Source organism: Hydrogenivirga sp. 128-5-R1-1, from assembly GCF_000171895.1.
The window spans coordinates 1-25,680 of the sequence record NZ_ABHJ01000007.1 but is presented as its reverse complement, the minus strand read 5'-3'; the positions used below and the strand labels follow the sequence as shown (position 1 = coordinate 25,680).

Annotated in this window: 29 protein-coding genes and 1 tRNA gene; 12 read left to right on the top strand and 18 right to left on the bottom strand. The window is 49.4% G+C overall.

Annotation, left to right across the window (positions count from 1 at the left end):
• The first annotated feature begins 1 nt into the window (after nt 1).
• Genes fliN through HG1285_RS09595 form a run of 4 tightly spaced genes read left to right on the top strand, consistent with a single transcriptional unit; the run spans nt 2 to nt 3,986 of the window.
• Nucleotides 2–496, top strand: a complete 495-nt coding sequence (gene fliN / locus HG1285_RS09585) for a flagellar motor switch protein FliN (protein ID WP_008287423.1) — start codon at nt 2–4, stop codon at nt 494–496.
• A gap of 18 nt (nt 497–514) precedes the next feature.
• Nucleotides 515–2,260, top strand: coding sequence for an arginine--tRNA ligase (argS, locus tag HG1285_RS09590; protein WP_008287422.1), 1,746 nt, complete (start codon nt 515–517; stop codon nt 2,258–2,260).
• Nucleotides 2,261–2,271: 11 nt separating this feature from the next.
• A complete protein-coding gene (locus HG1285_RS18780; RefSeq protein ID WP_008287421.1) occupies nt 2,272–2,964 on the top strand; it encodes an SPOR domain-containing protein in 693 nt (230 codons plus the stop codon).
• A complete protein-coding gene (locus HG1285_RS09595; protein WP_008287420.1) occupies nt 2,961–3,986 on the top strand; it encodes a tetratricopeptide repeat protein in 1,026 nt (341 codons plus the stop codon). The genes HG1285_RS18780 and HG1285_RS09595 overlap by 4 nt, the downstream gene beginning before the upstream one ends.
• On the opposite strand, the gene folD is transcribed toward HG1285_RS09595, so the two are convergent.
• Together folD and cysS are read right to left on the bottom strand one after the other, a co-directional pair.
• A complete protein-coding gene (gene folD / locus HG1285_RS09600; RefSeq protein ID WP_032496659.1) occupies nt 3,959–4,843 on the bottom strand; it encodes a bifunctional methylenetetrahydrofolate dehydrogenase/methenyltetrahydrofolate cyclohydrolase FolD in 885 nt (294 codons plus the stop codon). The genes HG1285_RS09595 and folD overlap by 28 nt on opposite strands.
• Nucleotides 4,840–6,315 (bottom strand): cysteine--tRNA ligase, encoded by a 1,476-nt coding sequence (cysS, locus tag HG1285_RS09605; RefSeq protein ID WP_032496648.1) that lies wholly within the window; start codon nt 6,313–6,315, stop codon nt 4,840–4,842. Before cysS ends, folD begins: the two co-directional genes overlap by 4 nt.
• 26 nt (nt 6,316–6,341) lie before the next feature.
• Here cysS and HG1285_RS09610 point away from each other — a divergent pair, with 26 nt between their 5' ends.
• From HG1285_RS09610 to HG1285_RS09620, 3 genes are read left to right on the top strand one after another with little or no spacing between them, the layout of a single operon-like run.
• On the top strand, nt 6,342–7,208 hold the full coding sequence (locus tag HG1285_RS09610) for a hypothetical protein (RefSeq protein WP_008287417.1): 867 nt from the start codon (nt 6,342–6,344) through the stop codon (nt 7,206–7,208).
• 4 nt (nt 7,209–7,212) lie between these two features.
• On the top strand, nt 7,213–7,827 hold the full coding sequence (locus HG1285_RS09615) for a sulfurtransferase TusA family protein (RefSeq protein ID WP_008287416.1): 615 nt from the start codon (nt 7,213–7,215) through the stop codon (nt 7,825–7,827).
• A 5-nt stretch (nt 7,828–7,832) separates the two neighbouring features.
• Entirely contained in the window at nt 7,833–8,246 is a 414-nt protein-coding gene (locus tag HG1285_RS09620; RefSeq protein WP_032496646.1) for a hypothetical protein, read from the top strand.
• On the opposite strand, the gene hisS is transcribed toward HG1285_RS09620, so the two are convergent.
• The 5 genes from hisS to HG1285_RS09645 are packed head-to-tail and all read right to left on the bottom strand — an operon-like array spanning nt 8,243 to nt 12,355.
• Entirely contained in the window at nt 8,243–9,460 is a 1,218-nt protein-coding gene (gene hisS / locus HG1285_RS09625; protein WP_008287414.1) for a histidine--tRNA ligase, read from the bottom strand. The two genes, HG1285_RS09620 and hisS, sit on opposite strands and share 4 nt — an antisense overlap.
• Nucleotides 9,460–10,488 (bottom strand): type I glyceraldehyde-3-phosphate dehydrogenase, encoded by a 1,029-nt coding sequence (gene gap, locus HG1285_RS09630; protein ID WP_008287413.1) that lies wholly within the window; start codon nt 10,486–10,488, stop codon nt 9,460–9,462. The genes hisS and gap overlap by 1 nt, the downstream gene beginning before the upstream one ends.
• A 43-nt stretch (nt 10,489–10,531) precedes the next feature.
• On the bottom strand, nt 10,532–11,635 hold the full coding sequence (gene prfB, locus HG1285_RS09635; RefSeq protein WP_008287412.1) for a peptide chain release factor 2: 1,104 nt from the start codon (nt 11,633–11,635) through the stop codon (nt 10,532–10,534).
• Nucleotides 11,636–11,674: 39 nt separating this feature from the next.
• A complete protein-coding gene (locus HG1285_RS09640) occupies nt 11,675–11,881 on the bottom strand; it encodes a copper ion binding protein (RefSeq protein ID WP_008287411.1) in 207 nt (68 codons plus the stop codon).
• A gap of 36 nt (nt 11,882–11,917) precedes the next feature.
• On the bottom strand, nt 11,918–12,355 hold the full coding sequence (locus tag HG1285_RS09645; protein ID WP_008287410.1) for a TraR/DksA family transcriptional regulator: 438 nt from the start codon (nt 12,353–12,355) through the stop codon (nt 11,918–11,920).
• Between the two features lie 60 nt (nt 12,356–12,415).
• On the opposite strand from HG1285_RS09645, the gene HG1285_RS09650 reads away from it, so the two are divergent.
• Nucleotides 12,416–14,599 (top strand): PBP1A family penicillin-binding protein, encoded by a 2,184-nt coding sequence (locus HG1285_RS09650; protein ID WP_008287409.1) that lies wholly within the window; start codon nt 12,416–12,418, stop codon nt 14,597–14,599.
• On the opposite strand, the gene HG1285_RS09655 is transcribed toward HG1285_RS09650, so the two are convergent.
• The 5 genes from HG1285_RS09655 to HG1285_RS09675 form a co-directional block, all read right to left on the bottom strand.
• Nucleotides 14,589–15,425, bottom strand: a complete 837-nt coding sequence (locus HG1285_RS09655) for a universal stress protein (RefSeq protein ID WP_008287408.1) — start codon at nt 15,423–15,425, stop codon at nt 14,589–14,591. The genes HG1285_RS09650 and HG1285_RS09655 overlap by 11 nt on opposite strands.
• Nucleotides 15,418–17,814: a DNA topoisomerase (ATP-hydrolyzing) subunit B gene (gene gyrB, locus HG1285_RS09660; RefSeq protein WP_008287407.1), complete on the bottom strand. Its 2,397-nt coding sequence runs from the start codon at nt 17,812–17,814 to the stop codon at nt 15,418–15,420. Before gyrB ends, HG1285_RS09655 begins: the two co-directional genes overlap by 8 nt.
• A 7-nt stretch (nt 17,815–17,821) precedes the next feature.
• Nucleotides 17,822–18,529, bottom strand: a complete 708-nt coding sequence (locus HG1285_RS09665) for a C4-type zinc ribbon domain-containing protein (RefSeq protein WP_008287406.1) — start codon at nt 18,527–18,529, stop codon at nt 17,822–17,824.
• Between the two features lie 5 nt (nt 18,530–18,534).
• Nucleotides 18,535–19,131 (bottom strand): hypothetical protein, encoded by a 597-nt coding sequence (locus HG1285_RS19055; protein WP_008287405.1) that lies wholly within the window; start codon nt 19,129–19,131, stop codon nt 18,535–18,537.
• A gap of 4 nt (nt 19,132–19,135) precedes the next feature.
• Nucleotides 19,136–19,208, bottom strand: a tRNA-Ile gene (locus HG1285_RS09675).
• 78 nt (nt 19,209–19,286) lie between these two features.
• On the opposite strand from HG1285_RS09675, the gene HG1285_RS09680 reads away from it, so the two are divergent.
• The 4 genes from HG1285_RS09680 to HG1285_RS09690 all read left to right on the top strand — a co-directional run bounded on the left by HG1285_RS09680 (nt 19,287) and on the right by HG1285_RS09690 (nt 22,651).
• Nucleotides 19,287–21,251: a hypothetical protein gene (locus tag HG1285_RS09680; RefSeq protein ID WP_008287404.1), complete on the top strand. Its 1,965-nt coding sequence runs from the start codon at nt 19,287–19,289 to the stop codon at nt 21,249–21,251.
• A gap of 74 nt (nt 21,252–21,325) precedes the next feature.
• Nucleotides 21,326–22,129 (top strand): hypothetical protein, encoded by an 804-nt coding sequence (locus HG1285_RS19680; RefSeq protein ID WP_198005433.1) that lies wholly within the window; start codon nt 21,326–21,328, stop codon nt 22,127–22,129.
• A 49-nt stretch (nt 22,130–22,178) separates the two neighbouring features.
• Nucleotides 22,179–22,451, top strand: a complete 273-nt coding sequence (locus HG1285_RS09685) for a DUF4258 domain-containing protein (RefSeq protein WP_232219474.1) — start codon at nt 22,179–22,181, stop codon at nt 22,449–22,451.
• The gene (locus tag HG1285_RS09690; protein ID WP_008287402.1) at nt 22,442–22,651 is read left to right on the top strand and encodes a DUF2283 domain-containing protein; all 210 of its coding nucleotides are present in this window, start codon (nt 22,442–22,444) and stop codon (nt 22,649–22,651) included. The genes HG1285_RS09685 and HG1285_RS09690 overlap by 10 nt, the downstream gene beginning before the upstream one ends.
• Nucleotides 22,652–22,672: 21 nt before the next feature.
• Here HG1285_RS09690 and HG1285_RS09695 read toward each other — a convergent pair whose 3' ends face one another.
• From HG1285_RS09695 to rpsK, 6 genes are all read right to left on the bottom strand, one after another.
• Nucleotides 22,673–23,206: a 4Fe-4S dicluster domain-containing protein gene (locus HG1285_RS09695; protein ID WP_008287401.1), complete on the bottom strand. Its 534-nt coding sequence runs from the start codon at nt 23,204–23,206 to the stop codon at nt 22,673–22,675.
• Nucleotides 23,203–23,442 carry a YggT family protein gene (locus tag HG1285_RS09700; RefSeq protein ID WP_008287400.1) on the bottom strand — a complete coding sequence of 80 codons (240 nt, stop codon included), beginning with the start codon at nt 23,440–23,442 and terminating at the stop codon, nt 23,203–23,205. The genes HG1285_RS09695 and HG1285_RS09700 overlap by 4 nt, the downstream gene beginning before the upstream one ends.
• A complete protein-coding gene (gene rplQ, locus HG1285_RS09705) occupies nt 23,442–23,798 on the bottom strand; it encodes a 50S ribosomal protein L17 (RefSeq protein WP_008287399.1) in 357 nt (118 codons plus the stop codon). Before rplQ ends, HG1285_RS09700 begins: the two co-directional genes overlap by 1 nt.
• 6 nt (nt 23,799–23,804) lie before the next feature.
• Nucleotides 23,805–24,755, bottom strand: a complete 951-nt coding sequence (locus HG1285_RS09710) for a DNA-directed RNA polymerase subunit alpha (protein WP_008287398.1) — start codon at nt 24,753–24,755, stop codon at nt 23,805–23,807.
• 15 nt (nt 24,756–24,770) lie between these two features.
• The gene (gene rpsD / locus HG1285_RS09715; RefSeq protein WP_008287397.1) at nt 24,771–25,406 is read right to left on the bottom strand and encodes a 30S ribosomal protein S4; all 636 of its coding nucleotides are present in this window, start codon (nt 25,404–25,406) and stop codon (nt 24,771–24,773) included.
• The coding region (rpsK, locus tag HG1285_RS09720; RefSeq protein WP_008287396.1) for a 30S ribosomal protein S11 at nt 25,406–25,680 on the bottom strand (275 nt) is incomplete at its 5' end. The genes rpsD and rpsK, both read right to left, overlap by 1 nt.

Genomic DNA, 25,680 nt, shown 5'->3' with positions numbered 1-25,680 from the left:
TATGGCGGACGAGGAGAAGAAGGAAGAAGGTCAGGAGGAGGAGCTCTCTCAGGAAGAACTTGCCAAGCAGTGGGAGGAAGCCTTAGCCCAGCAACAGCCTCAGGAGGGTGAAGCCCAGGAGGCTCAGGAAGAAAGCCAGGAAGAAGTCCAGCCTGCGGAGGCACCTCCTCAGGAACAGGTGGCAGAGAAAAAGGTAACAGAGAGGGACATAACCAAGCTGCTGGACAGGTTGATGGACATACCCCTCAACGTTGAGGTGGTTGTGGGGGAGACGGTCATACAGATAAGGGAGCTCATAAACCTCGGTCCCGGCTCAGTCCTTGAGTTAGACAGGGAGACCACCGAACCCGTTGACATAAAGGTCAACGGGAAGCTCATAGCAAAGGGAGAGCTCGTGGTCGTCGGAGAGAAGTTCGGAGTCAGGATAACGGAGATATACAGCGAGGAGAGGAAGAGCGTCTTCAGGGATACCCTTCAGGAAAGCCTAAGAAAGTAGTTATAATACTTAGCTCTTATGAGAGAACAGTTAGAGAAGAAGATACAGGATGCCATAAGGAGACTCTTTTCTGTAGAACCTCCCCAGTTCAAGGTTGAGAAGCCAAGGGACGAGAAGCACGGAGACCTCGCGACAAACGTCGCCTTCCTGCTCTCACGAGAGCTCAAAAGAGCCCCCAACGATATAGCCTCCCAGCTCGCCGAAGAGCTCTCAAGGGACGCCGACCTTGAAGGGGCTGAGGCGGTCAGGGGCTTCGTCAACGTGAGGTTCTCCAGAGAGTTCTTTACGGAGGAGTTCTCAAAGCTCCTCAGGGAGGGTGAGGAGTACTACCGCGAGAACCTCGGTGGTGGCATGAAGATACAGCTTGAGTTCGTGAGCGCAAACCCCACTGGACCCCTTCACCTCGGACACGGCAGGGGTGCGGTGGTGGGGGATACCCTCGCAAGGCTGTTCAGGTTTTACGGCTACAACGTTACCCGGGAATACTACATAAACGATGCCGGTAGGCAGGTCTATCTCCTCGGGGTGTCCGTGCTGTTCAGATACTTAGAGCTATTCGGTAGGGAGAAGGATAGACCTGAGATAAAGGAGCTCTTTGAGAAGGAGGGCTACAAAGGGCAGTATGTAGTGGAGCTTGCAAGGTTATTGAGAGAAGCGGTTGGAGAGCTGCTCCTTAAGGGAGAAGTGGAAGAGGCGAGAAAGAAAATACTGTCTCACGGATACAGCTTTGAACTCGGCTACATCAAAAAGTACAGACCCAACAGAGAGCCCGACGTGGAGCTGTGCGCCGCCTTTGGGCTTGATGCCATGATGGACGAGATAAGGAGAGATCTCTCGGAGATGGATATAGAGTTTGACGTCTGGTACAGCGAGAGGAGCCTATACGAGAGGGGGCTGGTGGACGAGCTGATAGAGGAGTTCTCCAGCAGGGGTCTGGTTTACGAGGAGGAAGGCGCCCTCTGGCTGAAAACCTCTGAGTTCGGAGACGACAAGGACAGGGTGCTCAGGAAGTCGGACGGTTCTTACACCTACTTTGCCTCCGACATAGCCTACCACTGGGACAAGTTCAAAAGGGGATTTGAGAAGGTGCTTGACCTGTGGGGTGCTGACCACCACGGCTACATACCCCGTGTAAAGGCTTCCCTTAAGATGCTCGGTATACCTGAGGACTGGCTGGAGGTTTACTTGATACAGATGGTCAAGCTCTTCAAGGAGGGGAAAGAGGTAAAGATGTCAAAGAGGGCAGGGAACTTCGTGACACTCAGGGAGCTCGTGGACGAGGTCGGTGCGGACGCGGTCAGGCTCGTATTCCTGACGAAGAGAAGCGACACACCCCTGGACTTTGATGTGGACAGGGTGAAGGAGAAGAGCTCTGAAAACCCCGTCTTTTATGTCCAGTACGCCCACGCGAGGATATCGGGGGTCTTCAGGGAATTCAGAGAGCGGACAGGTAAAGACCCTGAGAAAGAAGACTTTTCGGAATTTTTAAAAGAATTGAAGGAAGATGCCGAACTTAAATTAATGAGGAAGGTCTTAATGATGAAGGATGAGCTCATGGACGTCACCCTCAAAAGAGACCCTCACCTCATTACCTACGCCCTGATAGATTTAGCAGGCACATTCCACAACTACTACAACCATCACAGAATCATAGGAAGCGACCACAACCTGATGTTCGGACGTATAGCCCTTCTAAAAGGCATAAGAAGTGCGATACGTATTAGTTTAAAATTAATAGGTGTGTCGGCTCCTGAAAAAATGTAAGGGGGAGTAAGATGAAAAAGCTTCAGGGTATTCAGAAACACAGGCTGGTTCTCCTTCTGGGGATACTGGTTGCCCTTGTCTTCTTCTACTTCGGTGTAAACACGTGGATGGAATCCCAGCAGAAGAGGGTGGCACCACCTCCGGTGGTAAGGTCAAAACCTCCCGTTGAGATAAAGCGTCAGACAAAGCCCATAAAACCCATTCAGCCCAAACCTGCCCAGCAGCAGGTTCAGAAGGTAGCAAAACCTGCACCGAAGCCTCAACCTGCAAAACCTCAGCCAAAACCCACTGCACAGAAGCCTGCACCCAAACCCCAGAAACCGGTGGCTAAGGCTCAACCTAAGCCCGCCAAACCCCAACCTGAGAAAAAACCTGCAAAGGTCGTGAAGGAGCAACCCAAACCCCAACCCAAGAGGGAAGCCGTGGAAAAACCTCCTCAGAAGGTAGCCAAGGCTTCAAAGCCCAAAGCTGAGAGCAAGAAGGTAGCAAAGCTCAGGGACTACGTAGTCCAGATAGGCGCCTTCAAGGTGAAGGCGAACGCAGAGAAGAGGCTCAAGCTTGCCAAACAGAAGGGATACGAAGCCTTCATAATAGAGGAGGACGGGCTCCACAAGGTTAGGGTGAGGGTAAAGGCTGAGAGCCTCATATCAGCCCTCAAAAAGGTTAGAACTTCCTTCCAGAACGCCTTCGTAGTTCTAAGATGAAGATACTCTTACTCTTGCTTACGGCGGGGCTCTTCCTCTCCTGCTCCGCCAAGCAGGAACAGACAAAGGAGTCCGAGTGGAGGCATCTTTACGACCTCGGCATGTCCGCCTACTACGCCCGCAATTACTCCGAAGCCATAGCCCGCCTGTACAGGGCTGCAAAGATAGCCCCAAAGGAACCCCTCATATGGAACGCACTCGGTATGACATACATGGAGGTTGAGGAATATAAAAAGGCTGAGGAAGCCTTCAAGAGGGCTCTCGCATCAAACCCGAACCACGCCGAGTCCAAGATGAACCTCGGGATACTCTACCTGAGGATGAAGGACTACAGGAGGGCTATAAAGTTCCTTCAGGAAGCCCTCTCCGACGAGACCTTTGATAAGAAGCACATAGCTTTCTACTACCTCGCGAGGGTTTACAGAGAGCTCGGGGACAGAAAGAAGTACCTTGAGTACCTGAAGAAGGCTACAGCGTACAATCCCATGTTCCTTGACGCCCAGCTGGAGCTCGGCAGCGCTTACATGGACGACAAGAGATACGAAGAGGCAGAGAGACTCTACAAATCCCTCATAGCCAACAACTTCAAGACACCAGATATATACCTGAGCCTCGCGAAGGTCTATTACGAAACCGGAGACTACGAGAAAGCGAAGGAGACGGTAAAGCTCGTCTTAGAGAACAAGCAGGCGAACAACTTACAGAGAACCCAAGCCTACGAGCTGCTCAGCAAGATACTCGTTGAGGAACAGAGGAGGACGTTCAGAAAGAGCTTCGTGAAGATAAAGAAGAAACAGGAGGGCAGGTACGGGATACAGATAGCAGCCTTTTCAACGCGCCAGCGTGCTGAAACCCTCGTAGAAAAGCTCAAGTCTAAGGGGCTGCGCAAGCTTGAGATAATTGAGTCCTCCGGCATATACAAGGTCATACACGGCAGATACAGGAGCAGGGAATTAGCCCAGAGAGAGCTTGAAAGGCTCAAGAAGCTCCAGATTTACGGGTTCATAGTTGAGGTGGAGTGAACCTTCATCCTCTTCCTGTAAGACTTCACCGTGTTCATGAGGAGCCCCGTAACGGTCATTGGTCCCACCCCACCTGGAACGGGGGTTATAGCTCCAGCCTTTCGGCTGACACCCTCAAAGTCAACATCGCCAACTATCTTCCCCTCCACCTTGGATATACCGACGTCCACGACCACCGCACCTTTCTTAACCATGTCCTCCTTTATGAGCCCGGGCACGCCTGTGGCTGAAATCAGGACGTCAGCGGAGAGGGTGTGCTTCTTTAAGTCTCTTGTATGTATGTGGCAGACAGTAACGGTGGCGTTCCTCCAGAGCATAAGCAGGCTAAGCGGTCTTCCCACTATAAAACCAGCGCCAACTATAACGACGTCCTTACCCTCAAGCTCTATACCGTAATGGCTTAGGAGGATGTCTATACCCAGAGGCGTGCAGGGTATGAAGCCGTCCTCAGCGTGGGCTACGAGCTTTCCCATGTTCTCCGGATGGAAGCCGTCCACGTCTTTCTCAGGGTGTATGGCAAGTATGACCCCCCTCTGGTCTATCTGGGACGGCAGGGGAAGCTGCACGAGTATGCCGTCAACGTCCTCCCTTGAGTTAAGCTCCGCTATAACCTCAAGCAGTTCCTCCGTAACGGTGTTCTCATCAAGCTGATAAAATAAGGACTCAATCCCAACCTTCCTGCAGGCGTTAACCTTGTTCCTGACGTAGACCTGGCTGGCAGGGTCGTTTCCCACGAGGACTACAGCGAGACCGGGTCTTCTGAGCCCCGAGGACACGTAGCCCTCTATCTCACCCCTGAGCTCTTTCCTGAGTTTCTCCGAGAGCGCTCTGCCGTCAAGAATGAGAGGTTCGCTCATCTCTTCTTCCATCTCGTTCCCGCAGGTGTATCCTCAAGCTCTATACCGAGCTCCTTAAGCCTATCCCTTATAAGGTCGGCTATCCTGAACTGCTTTTCCTGCCTTGCGAGAGTCCTGACCTCTATAAGGAGGTCAACGAGCTTAGTGTCCAGAACCTCACCCGCCTCAAGCTCCCTCTCAACGACCCTTCTAACCTCACATTCGGGGTAAAGGTCTTCCAGCAGACCGAATATCTTCTTCAGGGTGTTTAATAAAAACCTGGAGGCGTACTCGTAAGCCCCCAGCTCGCTCTCATCTATCTTACCCTCTGAGTAAGTCCTGTTCTTAACCTTGCCGAGCTCGCTCACCAAGGAAAAGATGTGGGATAACGCCTCCGGCGTGTTGAAGTCGTCGCTGAGAGACTCAAAGAAGGACTCTTCAACCTCCTTCACCTTATCGTAAAGAGGGTGGGCTCCCCCCTTGCCGGGGATCACCTCCAGCTCCTTGAGAACCTCGTAGTCCTCTATAGCCCCCTTGAGCCTGTCGTAAGCCCTCTGGGTCTCCTCCATCTTCTCCCAGGAGAAGTCAAGAGGGCTCCTGTAGTGGGTGAATAGGACGAGCAGCCTCAGTATATCGGGGTGGTACTTAGTGTATATCTCCTTCAAGGTAACGTAGTTTCCGAGGGACTTGGACATCTTTTGACCGCCGACTGTAACGAGCCCGTTGTGCATCCAGTACCTCGCGAAGGGCTTACCGGTCACAGCCTCCGCCTGAGCTATCTCGTTCTCGTGGTGGGGGAATACAAGGTCAAGACCGCCGCCGTGTATGTCTATAGTCTCACCAAGATGCTTGAATATCATGGCGACACACTCGGTATGCCACCCCGGTCTGCCCTTTCCCCACGGAGAGTCCCAGGAAGGCTCACCCGCCTTGGCGGATTTCCAGAGGGCGAAGTCCAGAGGGTCTCTCTTCTTCTCTGAAGGCTCAACCCTCGCCCCAGCCTCCATCTCCTCAGGACTCCTCTTAGAGAGTTTCCCGTAATCCTTGAAAGACCTCACCGAGAAGTAAACGTCCCCGTCGGATTCGTAGGCGTAGCCTTTCTCTATGAGGGATTGAATCACGTCTACTATCTCTTTCATGTGCTCAGTAACACGGGGCTCAACGTCAGCAGGCTTAACCCTTATCGCCTCCATGTCCCTGTAGTAGCTCGCTATGTATCTGTTGGCTATGGTCATGAAGTCGGTGCACTCCTCCTTCGCTCTGTTTATTATCTTGTCGTCCACGTCGGTGAAGTTTCTGACAAAGGTGACATCGTAGCCCAGATGCTCAAGGAACCTCCTGAAGGTGTCAAAGACTATGAGGCTCCTTCCGTGTCCCACGTGGGAGTCGTCATAAACGGTCACTCCGCAGGTGTATATGAGAACCTTGGGTGGGTTTACAGGCACGAACTCTTCAACTTTACCCGTGAGTGTATTGTGTATCTTCAAACTCATGGATTTATTATATGATAATTTAACAGATGAGAAGAATGGTGAAGGAGGTCTTTCTGGGGGTTAGATTCCTTGTCTCCCTTTACTTTGTGCTCGTTTCTCTCTCTCTGGACATACCCCAGAAGAGCACTTTAATAGTATTAACAGCCCTGTACTTCTCCTTTGGGCTACTCTCTTACTTAAAGTATGAAAAAATCAGGTTTATTAATAAGTTAGTTGATGTAGTTTTCGTCCCACCTATGGTCTTCATGACGGGAGAACCCAGGGCGATCTACGTTCTCATACCCCTCATAGCCCTGCACACGAACAGGAGCATACTGGCAACGGGGTTGCTCTTCGCATCGGGGGTCTTTCTCAGTGCATACATGCTTCCCAACGAACCTCTCTGGCTTTTCTCCACCCTGATACTTCTTACCGCGTCGGTAGTGTCCGCCTTGATCCCTGACTTCTTAAACGTGATAAAGAAGGAGAGGGACTCGGTAAAGAACCTCAGGAGCTCTTACAGGAAGCTCCTTCAAGACTTCGCGAGATGGGAAAGGGACAGGAGGGAACTTGAATCCCTGAAGTTTCTCGTTGAAGGCTCTACGAAAAGTCAAAACGTTGAGGACTTCCTTAAAAGTGTGAAGGAGAGGTTCAAAGTGAAACAGATACACCTCATCCCTAAGAAGGACGTGGAGAGCTACGCGCCTCTCAAAGATAAGGAGAAGGGTCTCCTATCCGTGCCCGTCAAGCTTGAGGAGGGCAACGCGGTGATCATATTTGAGATGGAGAGCCCCTTTCAGCTCAACGATGACATAGTCGTGAGCTCCCTGGAGCGTGCTGGCAGAATGGTGAGCCTTTACATAGCGGGCTTTGAGGATGACTCCTCCCTCGGAAGGGCTATAAATATTAGTTGAGGCTATGGAAGCTCTGAAGGAAGACATAAAGTTTGATAGAGAGCTGAACCTTGAAGGGCTATCCTGTCCCGTCCCAATAGTGATGACCTCCGAGACCGTTAAGAAGATGAATGAGGGGGAGGTCTTAAAGGTCGTGGCCACAGACCCAGGCTTTGAGAGGGACGTATGGAACTGGAGCAAACAGACAAAAAACGAGCTCATAAGGGTCAGCAAAGAGGACGGCAAGACCGTAGCCTACATAAAGAAGACCTCGGAGGGGAAGGAGCCCTCCCTTGGATACTGGATAAGGTTCCACGCCCTCGGCGTGAAGCTACACCTCAGGCTTTTCCTGTTAAAGCTGAACCCCTTTGTAAAGAAGCCAGACCACTTCATAACCTTCACTGCCATATCCGAGGGAACGAGGGCTGAGAAGTTCTTAAAGGGAAAACACGGAGCCGTCCTAATTCCGATACCCGACGAGATAGACCCGAGGTGCGGTGTAGTCCTGGCCGTGAGAGGAGAGGATAAGGCTAAGGAGATTTACGAGCTCCTAAGAAAGGAAGGCTTTGGGGTTGAGACCATATACAGGAAGAAGAACAAGCACTACGAGAGGGTTTATCCAAAACCAACCGATGACTGATTTCCATGAGAAGAGGTGCTGTAGTTCTATCCGTAGTATCCTTATTTTCAACTTCCGTAGCAGGAGAGCTCGGTTTGGGGCTTGGAGTCACCTATCTGGAAGAGGAAGAGAGATTAGCTCCGAGTTTACACTTACACTACAAGGAGCACTTTAAAAATTACCTTGGGTTCGGAATAGGGTTAGAACACGTTTTGGGCGACCATGGTCACAGCATCGCCTCCCTTATATTGAGTTACGAAGCCTACGAACATGTCAGCCTTAACTACATGCCCGGACTTGATATAGAGGAAAAAGAAATCGTCCACCATTTTGAACTTAGCTTTGGGTTTGAAAGCAACGGACTCCACCTTGGACCATTTTTAGGCGTAAGCCTTGGAAACGAGAGCCACTTTTCTGCAGGCGTTCACTTTGCCTTCTAAACTATATTTTCAACCTTCAACTTCTTCTGTTCTCCCGTCCTCATATCTTTAAGGGATACGACGCCCTCCCTCAGTTCGTCCTCACCTACGATAACCGCGTAGTCCGCCCCGAGCCTGTTGGCAAACTCCAGCTGTTTCTTCAGGTTCCCCTTTCTGTAGGAGAACTCAACCACCTTGCCCCTGTCCCTGAGGGCATCTGCCACCTTTAACGCGTAAGCGTGAACGTTCCCGAAGGGAATCACAAAGTAGAGCTCGTAGTCCTTTTCGGGCTCCTCTATCAGTAGCATCAGCCTCTCAACACCCACCGCAAAGCCGAGGGCAGGCGTTGGAGGTCCACCGAACTCCTCCACGAGATAGTCGTACCTTCCGCCCGCCACGACCGCCGCACCGAGCTCGTCGGATACAGCCTCAAAGACAGTCCTCGTGTAGTAGTCAAGCCCTCTGACGAGGTTGTAGTTCTCCCTGTATTTTACTCCCAGCTCAGCAAGATAGGTCTTGAGCCTCGTGTAGTGCTCCCTGCACTCATCGCAGAGGAAGTCCACCATCTTTGGAGCCTCTCTAACGGCGAGCTGGCATGACTGAACCTTGCAGTCAAGAACTCTGAGAGGGTTTCTATCCTTACGGTCTATACAGTCCTTACAGAGCTCCTCCCCAACGCCGTGCAGGTACTCAACGAGAGCCTCCCTGTAGGCTGGTCTGCAAACTTTACAGCCGAGAGAGTTCAGCTCTATGGTGGCGGGTATGTTGAGCTCGGAAAGTATATCGCTGACAAGTTTGAGAAGTTCAGCATCCGCATGGGGCTCCGCCACACCGAAGACCTCAGCCCCTATCTGGTGAAACTGCCTGTACCTGCCAGCCTGGGGTCTTTCGTAGCGGAACATGGGTCCCTCGTAGAAGAGCTTGTGGTAAGGTCTCAGGGCGTAGAGCTTGTTCTCTATATACGCGCGAACCACACCGGCGGTGCCCTCCGGTCTGAGGGCTAAGAGTCTTCCCTTCCTGTCCTCAAAGACGAACATCTCCTTCTGGACTATGTCGGTAGCTTCCCCTATGCTCCTCTCAAAGACCTTAGCGTACTCAACCACAGGCGTTATTATCTCCTCGTAGTTGTACCTGCGCAGGATAGCTCTTACGGTGGTGGTTACCTTCCTGAACTTGAGTAGTTCACTGCCCAGTATGTCGTGGAAACCCCGTGGAGCCTGAAAACCTTCAGCCATCAGAATCCTTTTTCGGCCATGAATAGGACGAGGTCTCTGAGCCTGCAGGAGTATCCCCACTCGTTGTCGTACCAGGACGCAACGTGAACCATGTTGTCTATCACATGGGTAAGGGGTGCATCAAATATGGCAGAGTGAGGGTTGCCCACTATGTCCGAAGACACTATAGGGTCTTCACAGTACTGAAGGATCTCTTTAAGGTATATCTTTCCGCTCTGGATGTACCGCTCCGCGGTCTCTCTGAACCTCTCGTTAACTTCCTCGGCAGATGAGGGAGACTTCTCAACCGCCACCGTTAAGTCAACCAGAGAGCCATCGGGCACGGGAACCCTACGGGCTGAGCCGTCAAGCTTGCCCTTGAGCTCGGGTATGACCTCTCCTATAGCCTTCGCCGCACCGGTGGTTGTGGGAATTATGTTAACCGCTGCAGCCCTTGCCCTTCTCAGGTCTTTGTGGGGCAGGTCAAGGAGCCTCTGGTCGTTGGTGTAGGCGTGAACCGTAACCATGTATCCCCTCTGCACTCCGAAGGCTTCCTGCAGGACTTTGACTGTTGGAGCGAGGCAGTTCGTCGTACATGAGGCGTTGGATATAACCGCATGCTGTGATGGGTCGTATTTATCCTCGTTCACACCTAAGACTATCGTTATATCGGGTCCCTTGGCAGGTGCGCTTATAACAACCTTCTTGGCACCTCCCTTCAGGTGAAGAGCCGCCTTGTCCCTCTCTCTAAATACGCCTGTGGACTCTATAACCACGTCAACCCCGAGCTCTCCCCAGGGTATCTGGGAGGGGTCTTTCTGGGCAAAAACTTTAACCTCTTTGCCTTCCACGTACAAGGTGTCGTCCTTAGCCCTTACCTCTCCGGGATATACGCCGTGGACTGAGTCGTACTTGAGGAGGTGGGCGAGGTGTTCGCTGTCCGTAAGGTCGTTCACGGCGACTATCTCTATGTCGCCGTTCTCTCTACAGGCTCTAAAGAAGCTCCTTCCTATCCTTCCAAACCCGTTTATGCCTACCCTTATAGCCATAGCTATTAAATTATAATGCAAGGGTTAAGGCTGGGAGGCTCGCTTAGTCATTCTTCTTCTCAGCCTGCCACTTGAGGAAACCCTCTATGAACTGGTCTATATCGCCGTCCATAACGGCGTCCACGTTACCTGTTTCGTACCCAGTCCTGAGGTCTTTCACGAGCCTGTAAGGGTGGAAAACGTAAGAGCGTATCTGGTGCCCCCATCCTATATCGGTCTTCTCCCCTTCGTACTGTTTTCTCTTCTCCATCAACTTCTGCTGTTCAAGCTGGTACAGCTTAGCTTTGAGAAGCTCAAGGGCTTTCCTCCTGTTCTGGAACTGAGAGCGCTCCTGCTGACATGAGACCACTATGCCCGTAGGAATGTGGGTCAGCCTGACCGCAGTGTCAGTCTTGTTTACGTACTGTCCGCCCGCTCCGGACGCCCTGAAGGTCTCTATCTTGAGGTCCTCGTCCCTGACCTCTATGTTTATATCCTCATCTATCTGGGGCATGACTGAGACAGCAGCAAAGGAGGTATGCCTACGGGCGTTGGAGTCAAAGGGGGATATCCTGACGAGCCTGTGAACCCCCTGCTCCCCTCTGAGATAGCCGTAAGCGTAAGGTCCCTTCACGAGAAGGGTGACGCTCTTTATGCCTGCAACGTCGTCGGGCGTTATATCAACCACCTCCACGTCGTAACCTTTCCTCTCAGCCCACCTGCGGTACATCCTGTAAAGCATATCAGCCCAGTCGCAAGCCTCTGTACCGCCCGCGCCAGCCTGTATGGTTAGGTAGGCGTTCTTGGAGTCCATCTCTCCCGAGAGGTAAGTCTTAAGCTCAAGCTCCTTCAGCTTGTCTTCCAAGCTCTCCATCTCTTCCTCAAGGATAGCCCAGGTGTCGGTGTCTTCCTCCGGGGTAGTCTGGGAGAGCTCTTCCACGTCCCTAAGGGACTTTTCAAGGGTTTCAATGGAGTTTACAGTTTCCTCAAGCCACTTTCTCTTCTGTATGACCTTTTTAGCCTTCTCCTGATCGTCCCAGAAGCCCTGGGCTGACATAGTCTCGTCCATCTTTCTGAGCTCTTCCTTGAGCCTGTCAATGTCCAGAACCTTTCTTATGCCCTCAAACCTTTCCTTAAGCTCCTCTATCTTGCTCTTGAGTTCCAGCATGTTTTTAAATTTATCTCTCGGGATTCAAGATGTTATGACTCAGTCCACAACCCTGTAGCCCCACTCCTCTATGGACTTCTTTATGTCTTCAAGGGGGATGTCTTTCTCCATCTGTATCCTCACGGTGCCGCTCTCAAGGGATACGTCTACCCTGGACACTCCCTCAAGAGAAGCCACCGCGTTGTGGACGGTTCTAACGCAGTGCTGGCAAGTCATACCCTGAACCTTTACCTCTACCTCTCTCATGGGGATATTATTTTAACACCTTTGGCAGGGAGTCTATCAGGCTTCTCCCAAGTCCTCCCTCTCTATCTCTATATCCTCCGTCAGCATAGGCTCAAAGCCGTATGAGGGCATGAAGGTTCCTGACTCCCTCTCTATCTCCTCAGCACACTGGGCGCAGTATCTCGTCCATGGTATAGCGCAGAGCCTCTCAAAGGCTATCTCCACACCACAGTTCTCACATATACCGTAAGAACCGTTCTCTATCTTTTTCAAGGAGTAATCAATCTCTTTAAGATTGTTGATCTCAATTTGAGATAGGTTGTCAAGGAGTTCTTCGGTGTAGGTCATCTGACCTATGTCCTCCCAGTCCCTCGGCTCCTTGGACTCCTCTTCAAGACGCTGTTGGGTTTCCTCCTTGGCAAGATACCTCTCCAGTATCTTTGATTTTTCCTCAAGGAGCCTCTTCCTACACTCTTCAAGTTGTTTTTTTTCCATATCCTCCTCCTTGTCTCAGCCTTGAAAGTATAATATTATAGTGAACCGTTAAGGTTTGTCATGTTAAAAAAGATATTAATATACCTGTCAATTTTTGTCGGTGTCCTCTTAGGAGGACTGATTGTCTTTCTCGTAGCCCTTTACACGAGTCTGCCCGACGTCAAACTCCTTGAAGGCTGGACGCCCCCCCAATCCTCCATAGTCTTTGATTACAGGGACAGACATTACGGAGACATTGGCGTCCAGAAGAGATACTACGTGAAGATAGACGAAGTTCCCGAAAGGGTCATACAGGCTTTCATAGCCGCCGAGGACAGGAACTTTTTTGAACACTCAGGTGTGGACATAGGGGCGATACTCCGCGCTATGATAGCCAACCTCAAAGCTGGAAGGGTAGTCCAGGGTGGGAGCACTATAACCCAGCAGCTCGCAAAAAACCTCTTCCTTACGAGGGAGAGAACCCTTAAGAGGAAGCTGAAGGAAACCCTGCTTGCCATAAAGATAGAGAGAACCTTTGACAAGAGGAAGATACTGGAGCTCTATCTGAACCAGATATACCTTGGCAACGGAGCTTACGGGGTAGAGGCTGCCTCAAGGGTTTACTTCGGAAAGCACGTAAAGGAGCTCAACCTTGAGGAGGCTGCCCTGCTCGCCGGACTCCCAAAGGCTCCCTCCCGTTTCAATCCCTTCGTTAACCCAGACCTCGCAAAGACAAGAAGGAACTACGTGCTCAAGAGGATGCTGGAGGAGGGCTACATAACGCCCGAGGAGTACGAGACCGCAGCCGGAAAACCGGTAGTAGTCAAGAGGGATAACAAGTACAGGGTCTCCGACTACATCCTTGACATGGTCAAGGAGTACCTTATGGAGAGGTACGGGGATATAGCCCTGCAGGGTGGTCTGAAGATATACACAACTATAGACAGAGACCTACAGGCTCTCGCGTCCCGCTCCCTAAAAAAGGGACTGAAGAGGCTTGCCAGGATAACCGGGATACCCCTGCTACCCGAAACCGAAGAGGACATGGAAGAGTTCTACGCAGCCCAAAAGAAAACACCTGAAGACGGTAAGGTTTACGTGGCAAAGATCCTACGCATAGAAAGGGGGTTCGCTGAGGTTGAGCTCGGAGATAAGAGGTTCAGAGTGAACCTGAAGGGTCTGAACCTTGACGGCAGGGAATACACCTTCATCAGGCTCAGGGAAGACTTTGAGGGTTGGAGGGCGGAGATAGTTCCAGACCTTCAGGGTGCTCTGATAAGCATGGACATACACACCGGTGCCATAAGGGCTATAGTCGGGGGCTACTCTTATTCATACAGTCCCTACAACAGAGCCGTCAAGGCTAAGCGTCAGCCGGGCTCAGCGATAAAGCCCGTGATATACCTGTCTGCACTGCTGAAAGGGGAAACCCAGATATCGTCCATAGACGCAAGACCGAGAACCTTCTACGACCCTGCCACCGGAGAGGAGTGGATGCCCAAAAATTATGGAGACGAAGAGTACACCGTTGTCACTCTCAGGCAGGCGCTCGCAAAGAGCATAAACACGGCAACCGTCAACCTGCTGGACAAGCTCGGCTTTGAGATAGTCCTCAGCGTGGGGGACAAGGTGGGACTTGCTAACTTAAAGCCCTACTACTCTCTCGCACTGGGAACCGTTGAGGTTACACCTCTACAGCTGACAGCCGCCTATCAGGTCTTCGCAAACCTTGGAAAGAAGTGCGAGCCCTTCTTCATAAGGAAGATAGTTGACAAGAGTGGACACGTTCTTGAAGAGAACAGCCCCCAGTGTGAAGAGGTCTTACCACCGCAGGAAACGAGGGTGCTCGTGGACATGCTCAGGGCTGTGATCCTTGAGGGAACCGGCAGGGCTGCGAGACACCTCCCGAGGGTGGTGGCGGGCAAAACCGGAACTACCGACGAATACATGGACGCCTGGTTCATAGGGTTCTCCCCATACATATCGGCCGGCGTGTGGGTGGGCTACGACGCCAAGGTATCCCTCGGAGACAGGATGTCGGGTGCGAGGGCTGCCCTTCCCATATGGAAGGACTTTATGGCTGTCGCCGCATCAAAGTACCCCAACGACGACTTCCCCCTGCCGGAGGGAACGGTGGTCGTCCCGATAAATCCGAAGGACTATGTAATAGCCGATGAGACGTGCCCGGGGGTGAACATGGTGTTCGTTGAGGGAACCCAGCCGAGGCTCACCTGTTCAGACCTGAGGAATATAATCAGCCCTTAGGAACCTTGGTGAGGAACATCGGCACGTCAAGGTGGTGTATCACGAAGGATGTGACGCTTCCGAGGAAAAGCTCCTTAAACCTTCCCTTGCCGTAAGCCCCCAGGAAGAGGAGATCTATATTCTCTCCCTTCACGTAGCTCACTATCCTCTCCTCGGGTAAGCCCGTGGTTGCCACGAAACGGTGCTCCTCCGATAGGAGATCTTCTACCTCCTCCTTCACCTGAGAAGCCTGCCCTTCCTCCTCCTCCACGAACAGCACCTCTATCGCGTACCCAAATAGGGGCTTAAGAGAGCTACAGAGCTTTAAAGCCAGCTTTGCGTTCTCACTGCCGTCGTAGGCGACGAGAGCCCTCTTAAACTCCCTCTCCTCCTCTGGCAGCAAGAATACAGGACACTCCGCATGGCGTGCCACCTTCTCCGAATTAGAGCCGATGAGCACACCCTTAAAGGGTTTTCTGCCAGCCTTCCCGAGAACTATGAGATCCTCCGGATCTGCCTGAGAGGCTATCTCCTTGTAGGGCACTCCAACGGTCTGAACCACAGAGACCTTAGCGCCGAACTCTCTTCCCAGGGCTGAGAACTCGGTAAGTATGGCGTCCCCCTGCTTCTCAAGAAACTCCTTAACCTTGGCGGATATGCCTTCGTAATAGGTAAAGCCCAGAACCCCGGCGAGGTCTGCGAGGAAGCTCTCTTCTAGGAGCCTCACGTCTATAACGTATATGCCTACGACGGGTATGCCGTAGAAGTTCCCTATCCTGAGAGCCTGGCGGGCAGCCGTAACGGAAGCGGGGGAACCGTCAATACCGACTATAACCCTTTTAAACATCTAAGTTCTTCACCTCTTTGGCGTAAGTTTCTATGAACTCCCTTCTCGGTTCAACCTGCTCACCCATGAGTATGGTGAATATCCTGTCAGCCTCAACAGCGTCCTCAACTGTAACCCTCATCAACCTGCGTGTCTTGGGATCCATGGTGGTCTCCCAGAGCTGCTGTGGGTTCATCTCCCCGAGTCCCTTGTACCTCTGTATCTCTATACCGCTCTTAACGAGCTCCATTACGGTATCGTAAACTTCCTTGAGATTCTTCACCTTCCTTGTTTTGGAATCGTAACCCACAACGACAGGCAGGTGCAGGTGTATGCCCTCAAGAACCTGCTTGTAGGATAGGGAGGAGAGGAAGTCTGCGTCCACTATGACCTTTGTACCAAGCCTGTCGTCGTACAGGATTATGTCGTAGGCTCCCTCAAACTCGTCGTACCTCGTGTCCACCCTGTAGTCGGTTAGCTCCTCTCCCATTATCCTGACTATCTCTTTCACCCTGTTGGCGCTCCTGAGGTCTTCCTCCACGACCCTGTGGGCGAGTAGGAAGTTAACTATGTCCTCTCCCTTGTTTTTAATGAGCGCCCTGTAGCTTTCCTCATACTCTCTCAAATTTCTCAGTAGTTTACCGAGCTCTTCGCCCCTGAACTCTCTGCCCACGGAATCCTTTATGTAGGAGTGCTCCTTGACGAGCTCCTGGAGGAAGTGCTCAAGTTCCCTGTCGTCTTTGACGTACATCTCCTTTCTACCCTTCTTAAGCTTGTAGAGGGGCGGTAGGGCTATGTACACGTAGCCGTTCTCTATAAGCTGGGGCATGAACCTGTAGAAGAAGGTGAGGAGTAGCGTCCTTATGTGGGAGCCGTCTATGTCCGCATCGGTCATCAGGATTATTTTGTGATACCTGAGCTTTGAGAGGTCAAGCTCTTCTCCTATCCCGCATCCAAGCGCACTCACGATAGCCTTGACCTCCTCATTGGCAAGAACCTTGTCTATACGTGCCTTCTCAACGTTTATTATCTTACCCCGAAGGGGTAGTATAGCCTGAAAACGCCTGTCCCTCGCCTGCTTTGCAGAGCCTCCCGCAGAGTCCCCCTCAACTATAAATATCTCACACTTCTCGGGGTCTTTCTCCGAGCAGTCCGCCAGCTTACCAGGAAGTATGCCGTCCTCTAAGGGTGATTTCCTCCGGACGAGCTCCTTAGCCTTCTTGGCAGCTTCTCTCGCAAGGGCAGCCTCTATAGCCTTCTCAACTATGAGTTTGAGAACATCCTTGTTCTCGTTAAAGTACTCGGTCAGGTAATCGTAAACGATGGAATCAACTATCGTCTTGACGTTCTGGTTTCCGAGCTTGGTCTTGGTCTGACCCTCAAACTGGGGCTCAGGCACCTTACAGGATATAACCGCCACGAGCCCTTCCCTGACGTCCTCTCCCGAGAACATGGTTTTCAGCTCTTTGGACAGCTTAAGTCCCTCTGCGAGCCTGACGACTGCCTTTGTGAGACCGCTCCTGAACCCGGTTACGTGCGTTCCGCCCTCTACGGTCTTAACGTTGTTCACGAAGCTGTCTATGAGCTCCTTGTAGTCCCTTACGTAACGGAAGGCTATGTCAACTATGACACCGTCCTTATCGCCCTGTATCCTGACTATGTCCTTGAAGAGGGGCTCCTTAGCCTGAGAGAGGTACTCAACGAGCTCCTCTATACCTCTGTCAAACTTATAAACTATCTCCTTGTCAGACCTTTCGTCCTTAAGGTAAAACCTGACCTCGGGGTTGAGATAGGCAAGCTCCCTCAAACGCTTCTCAACTATGTCAAACTTTATGCGCGTGGTTTCAAAGATGTCAGGGTCGGGCTTGAAGGTCACCCTCGTCCCTCTCTTGGTCGTGTTTCCAACAACCTTCAGCTCGTAAACGGGCTCTCCCCTCCTGTACTCCTGCCTGTATATCTTCCCGTCCCTGTAAACCTCTACCAAGAGCCATTCGGACAGGGCGTTCACCACAGAGGCGCCAACGCCGTGGAGTCCTCCCGAGTATGCGTAAGCCTTTTTCTCAAACTTACCCCCAGCACCGAGCATGGTGAAAACCATCTCCACGGCGGGTTTACCCGTCTCTGGGTGTATGTCAACGGGGATACCCCTACCGTCATCCTCCACCGTTATGGAACCGTCGTCGTGGATTATCACGGATACGTTCTTTGCATAGCCCGCCATGGCTTCGTCCACGGCGTTATCAAGTATCTCCCATATAAGGTGGTGGAGACCCCTCTCTCCCACATCACCTATGTACATGGCGGGTCTCAGGCGGACGTGTTCAAGCCCGGTTACAGCCTTTATATCCTGAGCGCCGTAATCAACGTCCTGAACTTCCTGCGGGTTCTTAAGGTCTTCTGGGTTAGTCATGTTTATATTATAACCTGTAGTATATATACCTGCCACAGTTCGGGCATCTTTCTATTGAATCCTCCTTTAATATCTTTGAAAAGAGGACATCCGGCACCTTCATTCCACAGCCCGTACAGACCCCTTCCTCAACCGGCACGACCACATAGCTATGGTAATGTTCTTTAGCCTCGTTATAAAACCTGAGCAGCGCCTCGTCTATCTCGTTCTCCTTAGACTTTTTAAGTTTTTTTAGTTCATTTATCTTATTTTCTGCGGATTTTTTCTCCAACATAAGGTCTTCTATTTCCTCTTTAATTTCTTTTATCCTCCTGCGCAGCTTTGGTATTCTCTCTTCAAGTAACTTTTTAATCTCCTCAAGCTTACTTTCAACGTCGTCAAGTTCGTAAGAAAGTTTGAGTATGTTGTCCTCGTGCCTTGACTTCTCCTTGAGAAGCGTTTTGTACTCAACATCCTTCCTGACCATCAACATCTTCTCTTCCGTGCGCTTGAGCAGCTCCTCCTCCCTTTCAATGTTTTCTCTAAGCTCCTTCCTCGTCCGCAGTAAGGTTTTTTCTTCCTCTTCAAGTTTGTTTATTTCCTTCTCTAAGGAGGACAGCTCGGAGGATAGATCTCCTATTTCTTCCTCTATCTTCCTTATCCGCCGATCAACCCGCTCTATCTCTTGGTCTATCTCCTGAAGTTCAAGGACGGGTTTTACATCTTCCTTTCTCATAGCTTCTATTTTAAGTCCGAGTACTCAAGGAGCTTTATCTCATAGAGGTTTCCTTCCTCACTCTTCTTGTACACGTAAGTAGGCAAAGACGTATAGGGTGATAGACAGAGCCTGAAGACTACCTCCTTGCCCTTGAGTATCTCTATCATCCTGCCCGAGAGTCCACCCACCTTACACTTTCTTACAACCCTCAGTGTATCCTCGTCCAGCTTCTTTACCCCCGGAGAAAGGTCAAGGTTCTTAGCCCTTAGCACCTTAACGAGTGCTTTGGAAAAGAGCGTTCTGGTGAGGGGAATAAGCCAGTGGTGGTTGAAGTAGCTCTTCATGAGGACGAACCCAGCCACCTCTGATGCATCGGTGAACCGCTCGGAGACCACACCCTCCCATTCCCTATACCTCCCACCTATGGTAACCTCGTACTCCTTTCCCTTCTTCCTTATAACTATCTCAAAACGACCTGTATTCCTAACTCCCCTGAAAACCTCTCTGTAATCGTATATGTATCTTTCATAGCTCTTGAAAAGGTAGGGCTTCAGTTCAAATTTATCCGATGCCGGAGATAGGGACAGGGCAGTAAGCGTTAGGACGACTAAGGCTTTCATCTTATGGGCGCGGGAGGACTCGAACCCCCAACCGGGCGGTTATGAGCCGCCCGCTCTGCCAATTGAGCTACGCGCCCTGCAAGTGTAATATTATAGACCTCCTGAAGTTGGGAAGCAAGATTTATTATTACCTTTCTCAAGAGGGCTTGCCTTAGATGAACAGGCGTATTATCATCTTGATAAAGATGGGGAGGAAGAAATACATCCTCCTTACAGGAGTAGTGCTTTTAGCGGGTTGCGGTGGAGGTGGAGGAGATACTTCTACCAGTACAGGAGGAAATACCAACAATCCTACTTATGGAGATAACTACATAACCTCTACTTATGGAACTGCTAAATTGGAGTTTCCTAATGGTTTAGTGGTGGTTAATCAACCGACTTCAGGATTAAGTGCTCAAGGATCTCTAGGAAATGTTATTGTTTATTTACCTCACACAGGCGGGCAAGCAAACCTAACTGTTAATAATGATTCTACTGCAACATACATTTACATCACTTCTAATGGAATCAATATCTATAACAATGCTGATTTTTCTCTAGGATCTACTAATCTGTCTTGGGAGCAGGTTAGTTGTAGTGCAACATATGGAAACACATATAGTAATGAATTTATGGTTAAACTTACTCATTCTTCTCCTCAGGAAACAGGCACATTTAACCTCAATTTGCAGGAAGGAGAGAGTATAAATTTTGATAATTTCAGGTTATATGATTTGATTCAACAGAATTCTTCAAATGTATGTGATTTGGGAGATTATTTTGATTCATTTACGGTTAAAGCAAATGTAATGCCTCAAGTAAATCCCGTAAGCACATCTTCATGTCCTTCCATTGATCTGGGAAATGGAAACTATTCAGTTCCTTACAATGCGACTTGTGTTGAGTTTAATATTAAAGACAATGATGGTGTAGGAAGTAATCATCAATATTCTTTGGATGGAACCAATTGGGTACCTGTTACTTTACCTGCAAGTGTTCAGGTTGATGTTTCCTCTCTACCTGCAGGTTCATCTACACCAATCAATTTGTATGTTGGGGAAACTGTGAGTAATGGAAATAAGAGTTTTGATGGTGTTAGATTATATAGTTTTAATATTTTGAAGGATGTTCAAGCAGGTTTGAATATTTATTGTAATGATGGTAAAACAGGTAATGTATGGCAGGTTAATAATGGTGAGACATGTGTATTCACAGATCCAACACAAGGAAGTAATGCACCTTATACTCATAGTATTAACTTCACCTTTAATGATGGGACAAGTAGTAATTGTAGATTAGAGGTTTATAAAAATGGCAGTTTGGTTGATCAAGGAACATATCCTTGTAATGGTGTGAATCACTCCTATGTATTGGACAATGCAGATACGGGTAATGGACAACAACAAGTGGATGTTAAATTGTATAAGGATTATGGAGGTAATAATGTTTTGATTGATGCTAAAACGTTTTATTCCAGGATTAATAAAGCCCCCACTCTATCTTTAAATACACCTTCTTCTTGGCCTAAAGAAGGACGGAATTTTCAATTTGATTTGGCTTCATGTAGTGATAATGAAGGAGATGCTGTTAGTTTAAGTGTGAGCAATTTACCTTATGGATTTTCTTATACAGATAATGGAAATGGTATTTTAAGTGTTTCTGCAAATCCTGTTCCCTTTGAATTACCCGATGGAACAAGTTTAGTACATCACGGAGATCCTGATGGAGATGGCAGATGGGATACATTAACTCAGCAAATCTATGTCTCTTGTAGTGATGGTGTAGATACTGTAACTCAAAGCATGAATTTCGTTGTTTTGGACACTAACAGGGCTCTTTATGTTACTCAATATCCTGCGGGAGGTACTTATAGTATAGGATATACAATTCAAGATCAAATTCAGTGTTCAGATCCTGATAAAGAAGATGTTATGTGGTATAATATATTGTGGATTTATGCAGATGCATGTACTGATAATAACTCTTCTACACTTTGTGTTATAGATCACTCTACGGGCAGATATGCTATTGATATATTATCTGGAGATGTGTCAAGAGGATATGTAGAGGTTGAAGCGAGATGTAGGGATCTTCCAGGAGGATTATTAGCAGGTGTAATTGTTATATATATAATCCGATAATGGGTTATATACAAAGTATTATAAGTATTATGCTTTTATATATGTTTTTTTAATGTTATCACTTTTTTGTAATTGTGTATTCTTCTTTCATTTATGTGAGGGATACTTATTTAAATGCAAATCTTTCCTATATGCAATATTATAAGAATAAATCTATAAGTTTTATTGCAAATTTTAGTGTTTATGATGTCAATACATGCGATCCTGATATATATGATGAATCACAAGGAGGAAACAATTATTCTTATACATGTAGACTAAAGATCGTTCTTTATAATTATTATGTGTCTTCTTTTACTTATAGAAATTGTTCTTTATCTTTAGGTAATGTAGTTTACCTGCCTTCTACACCACCAAATATAGGAGATATCGAAGTTTTGTGTTTATTTGACATCCCAATAAACTATCCTGTCTTTTCTATTTGTGAATCTTTATTTTCCTCTTTAGGAAATAACATGATATTTAATCTAACAGGATACATAACATATTCTCCTTCATATAAAGACGAAAATAAAAATCATAGTGTTGAATTATTTACTACAAAATGTCCAGGTACAAATGAAACTTGTACTATTGGAGATGTGAATTTTAACAATCTCTGCATTTCCTCAATAAACCCAACAGCGCCTATTTACATACAGAACTACACCTCAACTTTGCTAGCACCTCTCCCTTCCCTAACACCATCATATATTCCTTTAAACGGAACTAGAACTTATGATTCTTCAGGCGGCATTATCTATGCTTACATAGATGATTACTTCATTGTTTTAACCAACACATCAAACATAAAAGATGCTCAACATTCTGGTATGTTGAGGAATGCATGGGTTCGCTCAAATCCTTTTTATACCCGAGAAAATTATCCTGTCAGGTGATGGAACATCTTCGGAAAGCACAGGCTTCAAGTGAGATAATGACATGAGTATGGAGGTAGAGTTTACCAGACATTTCTGGTTAAGATGGTACAAGAGGAAAGAAGAGATGCTAAAGAACGGAATAACTCCAGAGCTAATACAAGAATTTGCCCTAAACCCGGATATGATTATGGAAGACCCCAGGCATAAAGGCAGGGAGTGGAGAGTAAAGAAGGTCGGAGGCAGGTGTTTGAGGATTGTCGTTCAAGTTCAAAGGGATAGATTAGAGATAATAACAGCGTTCTTTGACAGGACGCTTAAGAGGAAAGGGCTATGCGGATAAGGTATGTCCCGGAAACAGATACGCTTCTGATAGACTTCAAGGACGAACCCGTCGCAGACAGCGAGTTTATTGAAGAACTCGGCGTTGTAATTGACTACAACAAGCGGGGGGAAGTCGTAGGTCTTGAGATACTTGACTGGAAGGAATTTCAAAAAGAAGGTAAAGAGCTAAACATAGCCTTGCCCTCTGGTATTTCTTGAAAACCGAAGCCTGATTAGAAATCACCCCGCCACCTGTTCCCCAACCCCAAATATCTCCCTGTAAAGCTCCGAGTCTATCCTCCTTACCCTGTGCCTCTCTTTGGGTATCTCCTCTACCTCAACGAAGTAAAGGCAGTTAGTAACGCACTTAGAAACGCAGGAGGGAAGGAGACCCTTTTCAACCCTCTTGTAGCAGTAATCGCACTTCTCAACCTTCATGGTAACGGGATTGAAGGTTATAGCTCCATAGGGACAGGCTATTATGCACGCCTTACAGCCTATGCAGAGGAGTTCTTCAACATAAACGATCCCGTCCTTTTCCCTCTTCCTCATCGCCGAGGTGGGGCAGGCCATAACACAGGGGGCGGGGTCACAGTGAAAGCAGTTCATAGGAAGGAAGAAGCCGTCCGGGTTCTCGGACAAGCCCTCTACACGAAAGACCTTCATGGGTCTTACGCCGAACTTCTCAAGACCCTTCTCCTGGACACAGGCTACCTCGCATGAGAGACAGCCTATACATCTGTCAAGGTCTATGAGCATTATGGGTCTCTTCATCTGCCTATCAACCTGTCAATTATCAGCAGTATGAATATAAGTATCATGGGAGATATATCTATCCCACCCATGTAGGGAAGAACCTGCCTTATGGGTCTGAGCATTGGCTCAACTATGCGGTCAATCAGGTGATAGAACCTGCTCTCCCTTATCTGGGGAAACCAGGAGCCGAGGGCGTGGATAAACACGAGTATTATGAGGAGCTGTATGAGGAGATGGACGAGCTTGATGAGCATCACTCAACCCATTCAAGGATGGCGAGCTCAGCCCCGTCTCCCCTCCTCCTATCAGGGAGCTTGAGTATGCGCGTGTAACCTCCGCTCCTGTCCTCAAACCTTGGAGCTATATCCTCAAAGAGCTTTCTTACCGCTTCCTTATCCGGAAGGAGCTCAAGTGCCTTCCTTCTGGAGGCAAGGTCTCCCTTCTTCCCGAGAGTGACCAGCTTCTCAACGAAGCTCCTTACAGCCTTGGCTCTCTCAACGGTGGTCTCTATGCTCTCCTCAAGTATAAGAGCCCTCGCAAGGCTCCTGTAGAGGGCAAGCCTCTGCTCTTTAGTCCTGTCAAACTTCTTCTTCTTTACCTTGTGCCTCATGTCCGCTCACCTCTTGCTCTCTATATTTATACCCAGCTGAAGACCCATCTGCTTGAGGGCTTCCTTTATCTCGGCAAGAGCCTTCCTACCGATGTTCTTGGTGCTCTTGAGCTCCTCTTCGGTCATCTGAACGAGGTCACCTATGGTTGTTATACCCATCCTCTTCAGGGAGTTGAGAGCCCTCTGGGATATGTCAAGCTCCTCTATGGAGAGTGTAAGCTTTTCGGAGAGCTCATCAACGGGAATGGGCTCCTCAAGGGTGGGAACCTCGTAGGATATGTGCTCAAGTAGGGAGAGATGTCTCTGGAGTATGTCCACCGCCTCTTTGACGACCGCTTCCGGGCTCTTCGTGCCGTCGGTAAGAACTTCAACGGTAAGCTTCTCGTAGTCAGTCTTCTCTCCTACCCTCGTCTGCTCTATCCTGTAGCTCACGAGCTTGACTGGGGAGAAGTCCGCGTCCAGGAGTATCCAGCCCGTCTCACCTATAGTCTCCATCTCCTCAGCGAGGACGTAGCCTTTTCCCCTCTCTATCCTTATCTCGGCGTTGAACTCAACCTCTGGGTCTGTTATGGTGGCTATGACCTTGTCGGGGTTAGCCACCTCCACGTTGGGCGGAAGGCTTATATCGCCAGCCTTAACCTCTCCCTCTCCTTTCTTCTTGAGGTAGAGAACCTCCACGTCGGAGTCCTTCAGAGTGAACCTCACTCCCTTTATGTTGGCTATTATCTCAACGACGTCCTCCGCGACCCCTTCAAGGGATGAGAACTCGTGATAGACACCGTATATCTTCACAGCGGTAACAGCGGTTCCAGATATTGAGGAGAGAAGCACCCTCCTGAGGGCATTTCCGAGCGTAGTTCCAAAACCCCTCTCAAGGGGTTCCACCACGAACACGCCCTTGTTGTCCTCCTTCTGCTCCCAGTAAATCTTATTGGGGAACACAAACTCGTTCAGCATACAACAACCTCCACTTTATACCTTTGAGTAGAACTCAATTATGTACTGGACGTTTATGGGGATCTCCAGGTACTCGGCTACCCCTTCGGGGTTCTTGAGAACCTTTCCCCTGAAGTTGTCCTTGTCCAGCTCAAGCCATTCTGGCACGCTCCTGGGGTCTATGTTCTCAAGGTTCTCCTTGAGGAAGGGTATATCCCTTGAGGAGCTCTTCACCTCTATTATGTCTCCAGGCTCAACCTCGTAGTGGGGTATGTCCACCTTCCTTCCGTTTACGAGTATGTGTCCGTGGGCAACGAGCTGGCGCGCCTGTCTCCTCGTGGTGGCAAAGCCGAGCCTGTAAACCACGTTATCAAGTCTCCTCTCAAGAAGCTGGAGGAGGACGTCCGCCGTGTTCTCCTTGGATTTGGCGGCGAGGTCAAAGTACCTCTTAAACTGCTTCTCCCTGAGTCCTCCGTAGAGGTACTTGAGTTTTTGTTTCTCCATAAGACGTATTCCGTACTCGCTGAGCTTCCTTCTTCTCCCCTTTGTTCTTCCGTGCTGTCCGGGAGGGAAGTTTCTTCTCTGCATTATCCGCGGAGCGGATTTCTTTCCGGACACGACAACGCCGAACTTCCTGTCAAGCTTGACCCAAGGTCCTATGTACCTACCCATCAGACTCTCCTCCTTGCGGGCGGTCTGCATCCGTTGTGGGGAACCGGTGTAACATCCCTTATGGCGGTGACCTTTATGCCAGAGGCGAACACAGCTCTGAGGGCTGACTCCCTTCCAGCACCGGGTCCCTTTACCCAGACCTCAGCCTCCTGAAGACCGAACTCGTTGACAGCCCTTCTCATAGCCTTCTGGGCTGCAAGCTGAGCCGCGTAGGGTGTGCTCTTCCTCGTTCCTTTGAAGCCAACGGTTCCGCCGCTCTCCCAGGCTATCGTGT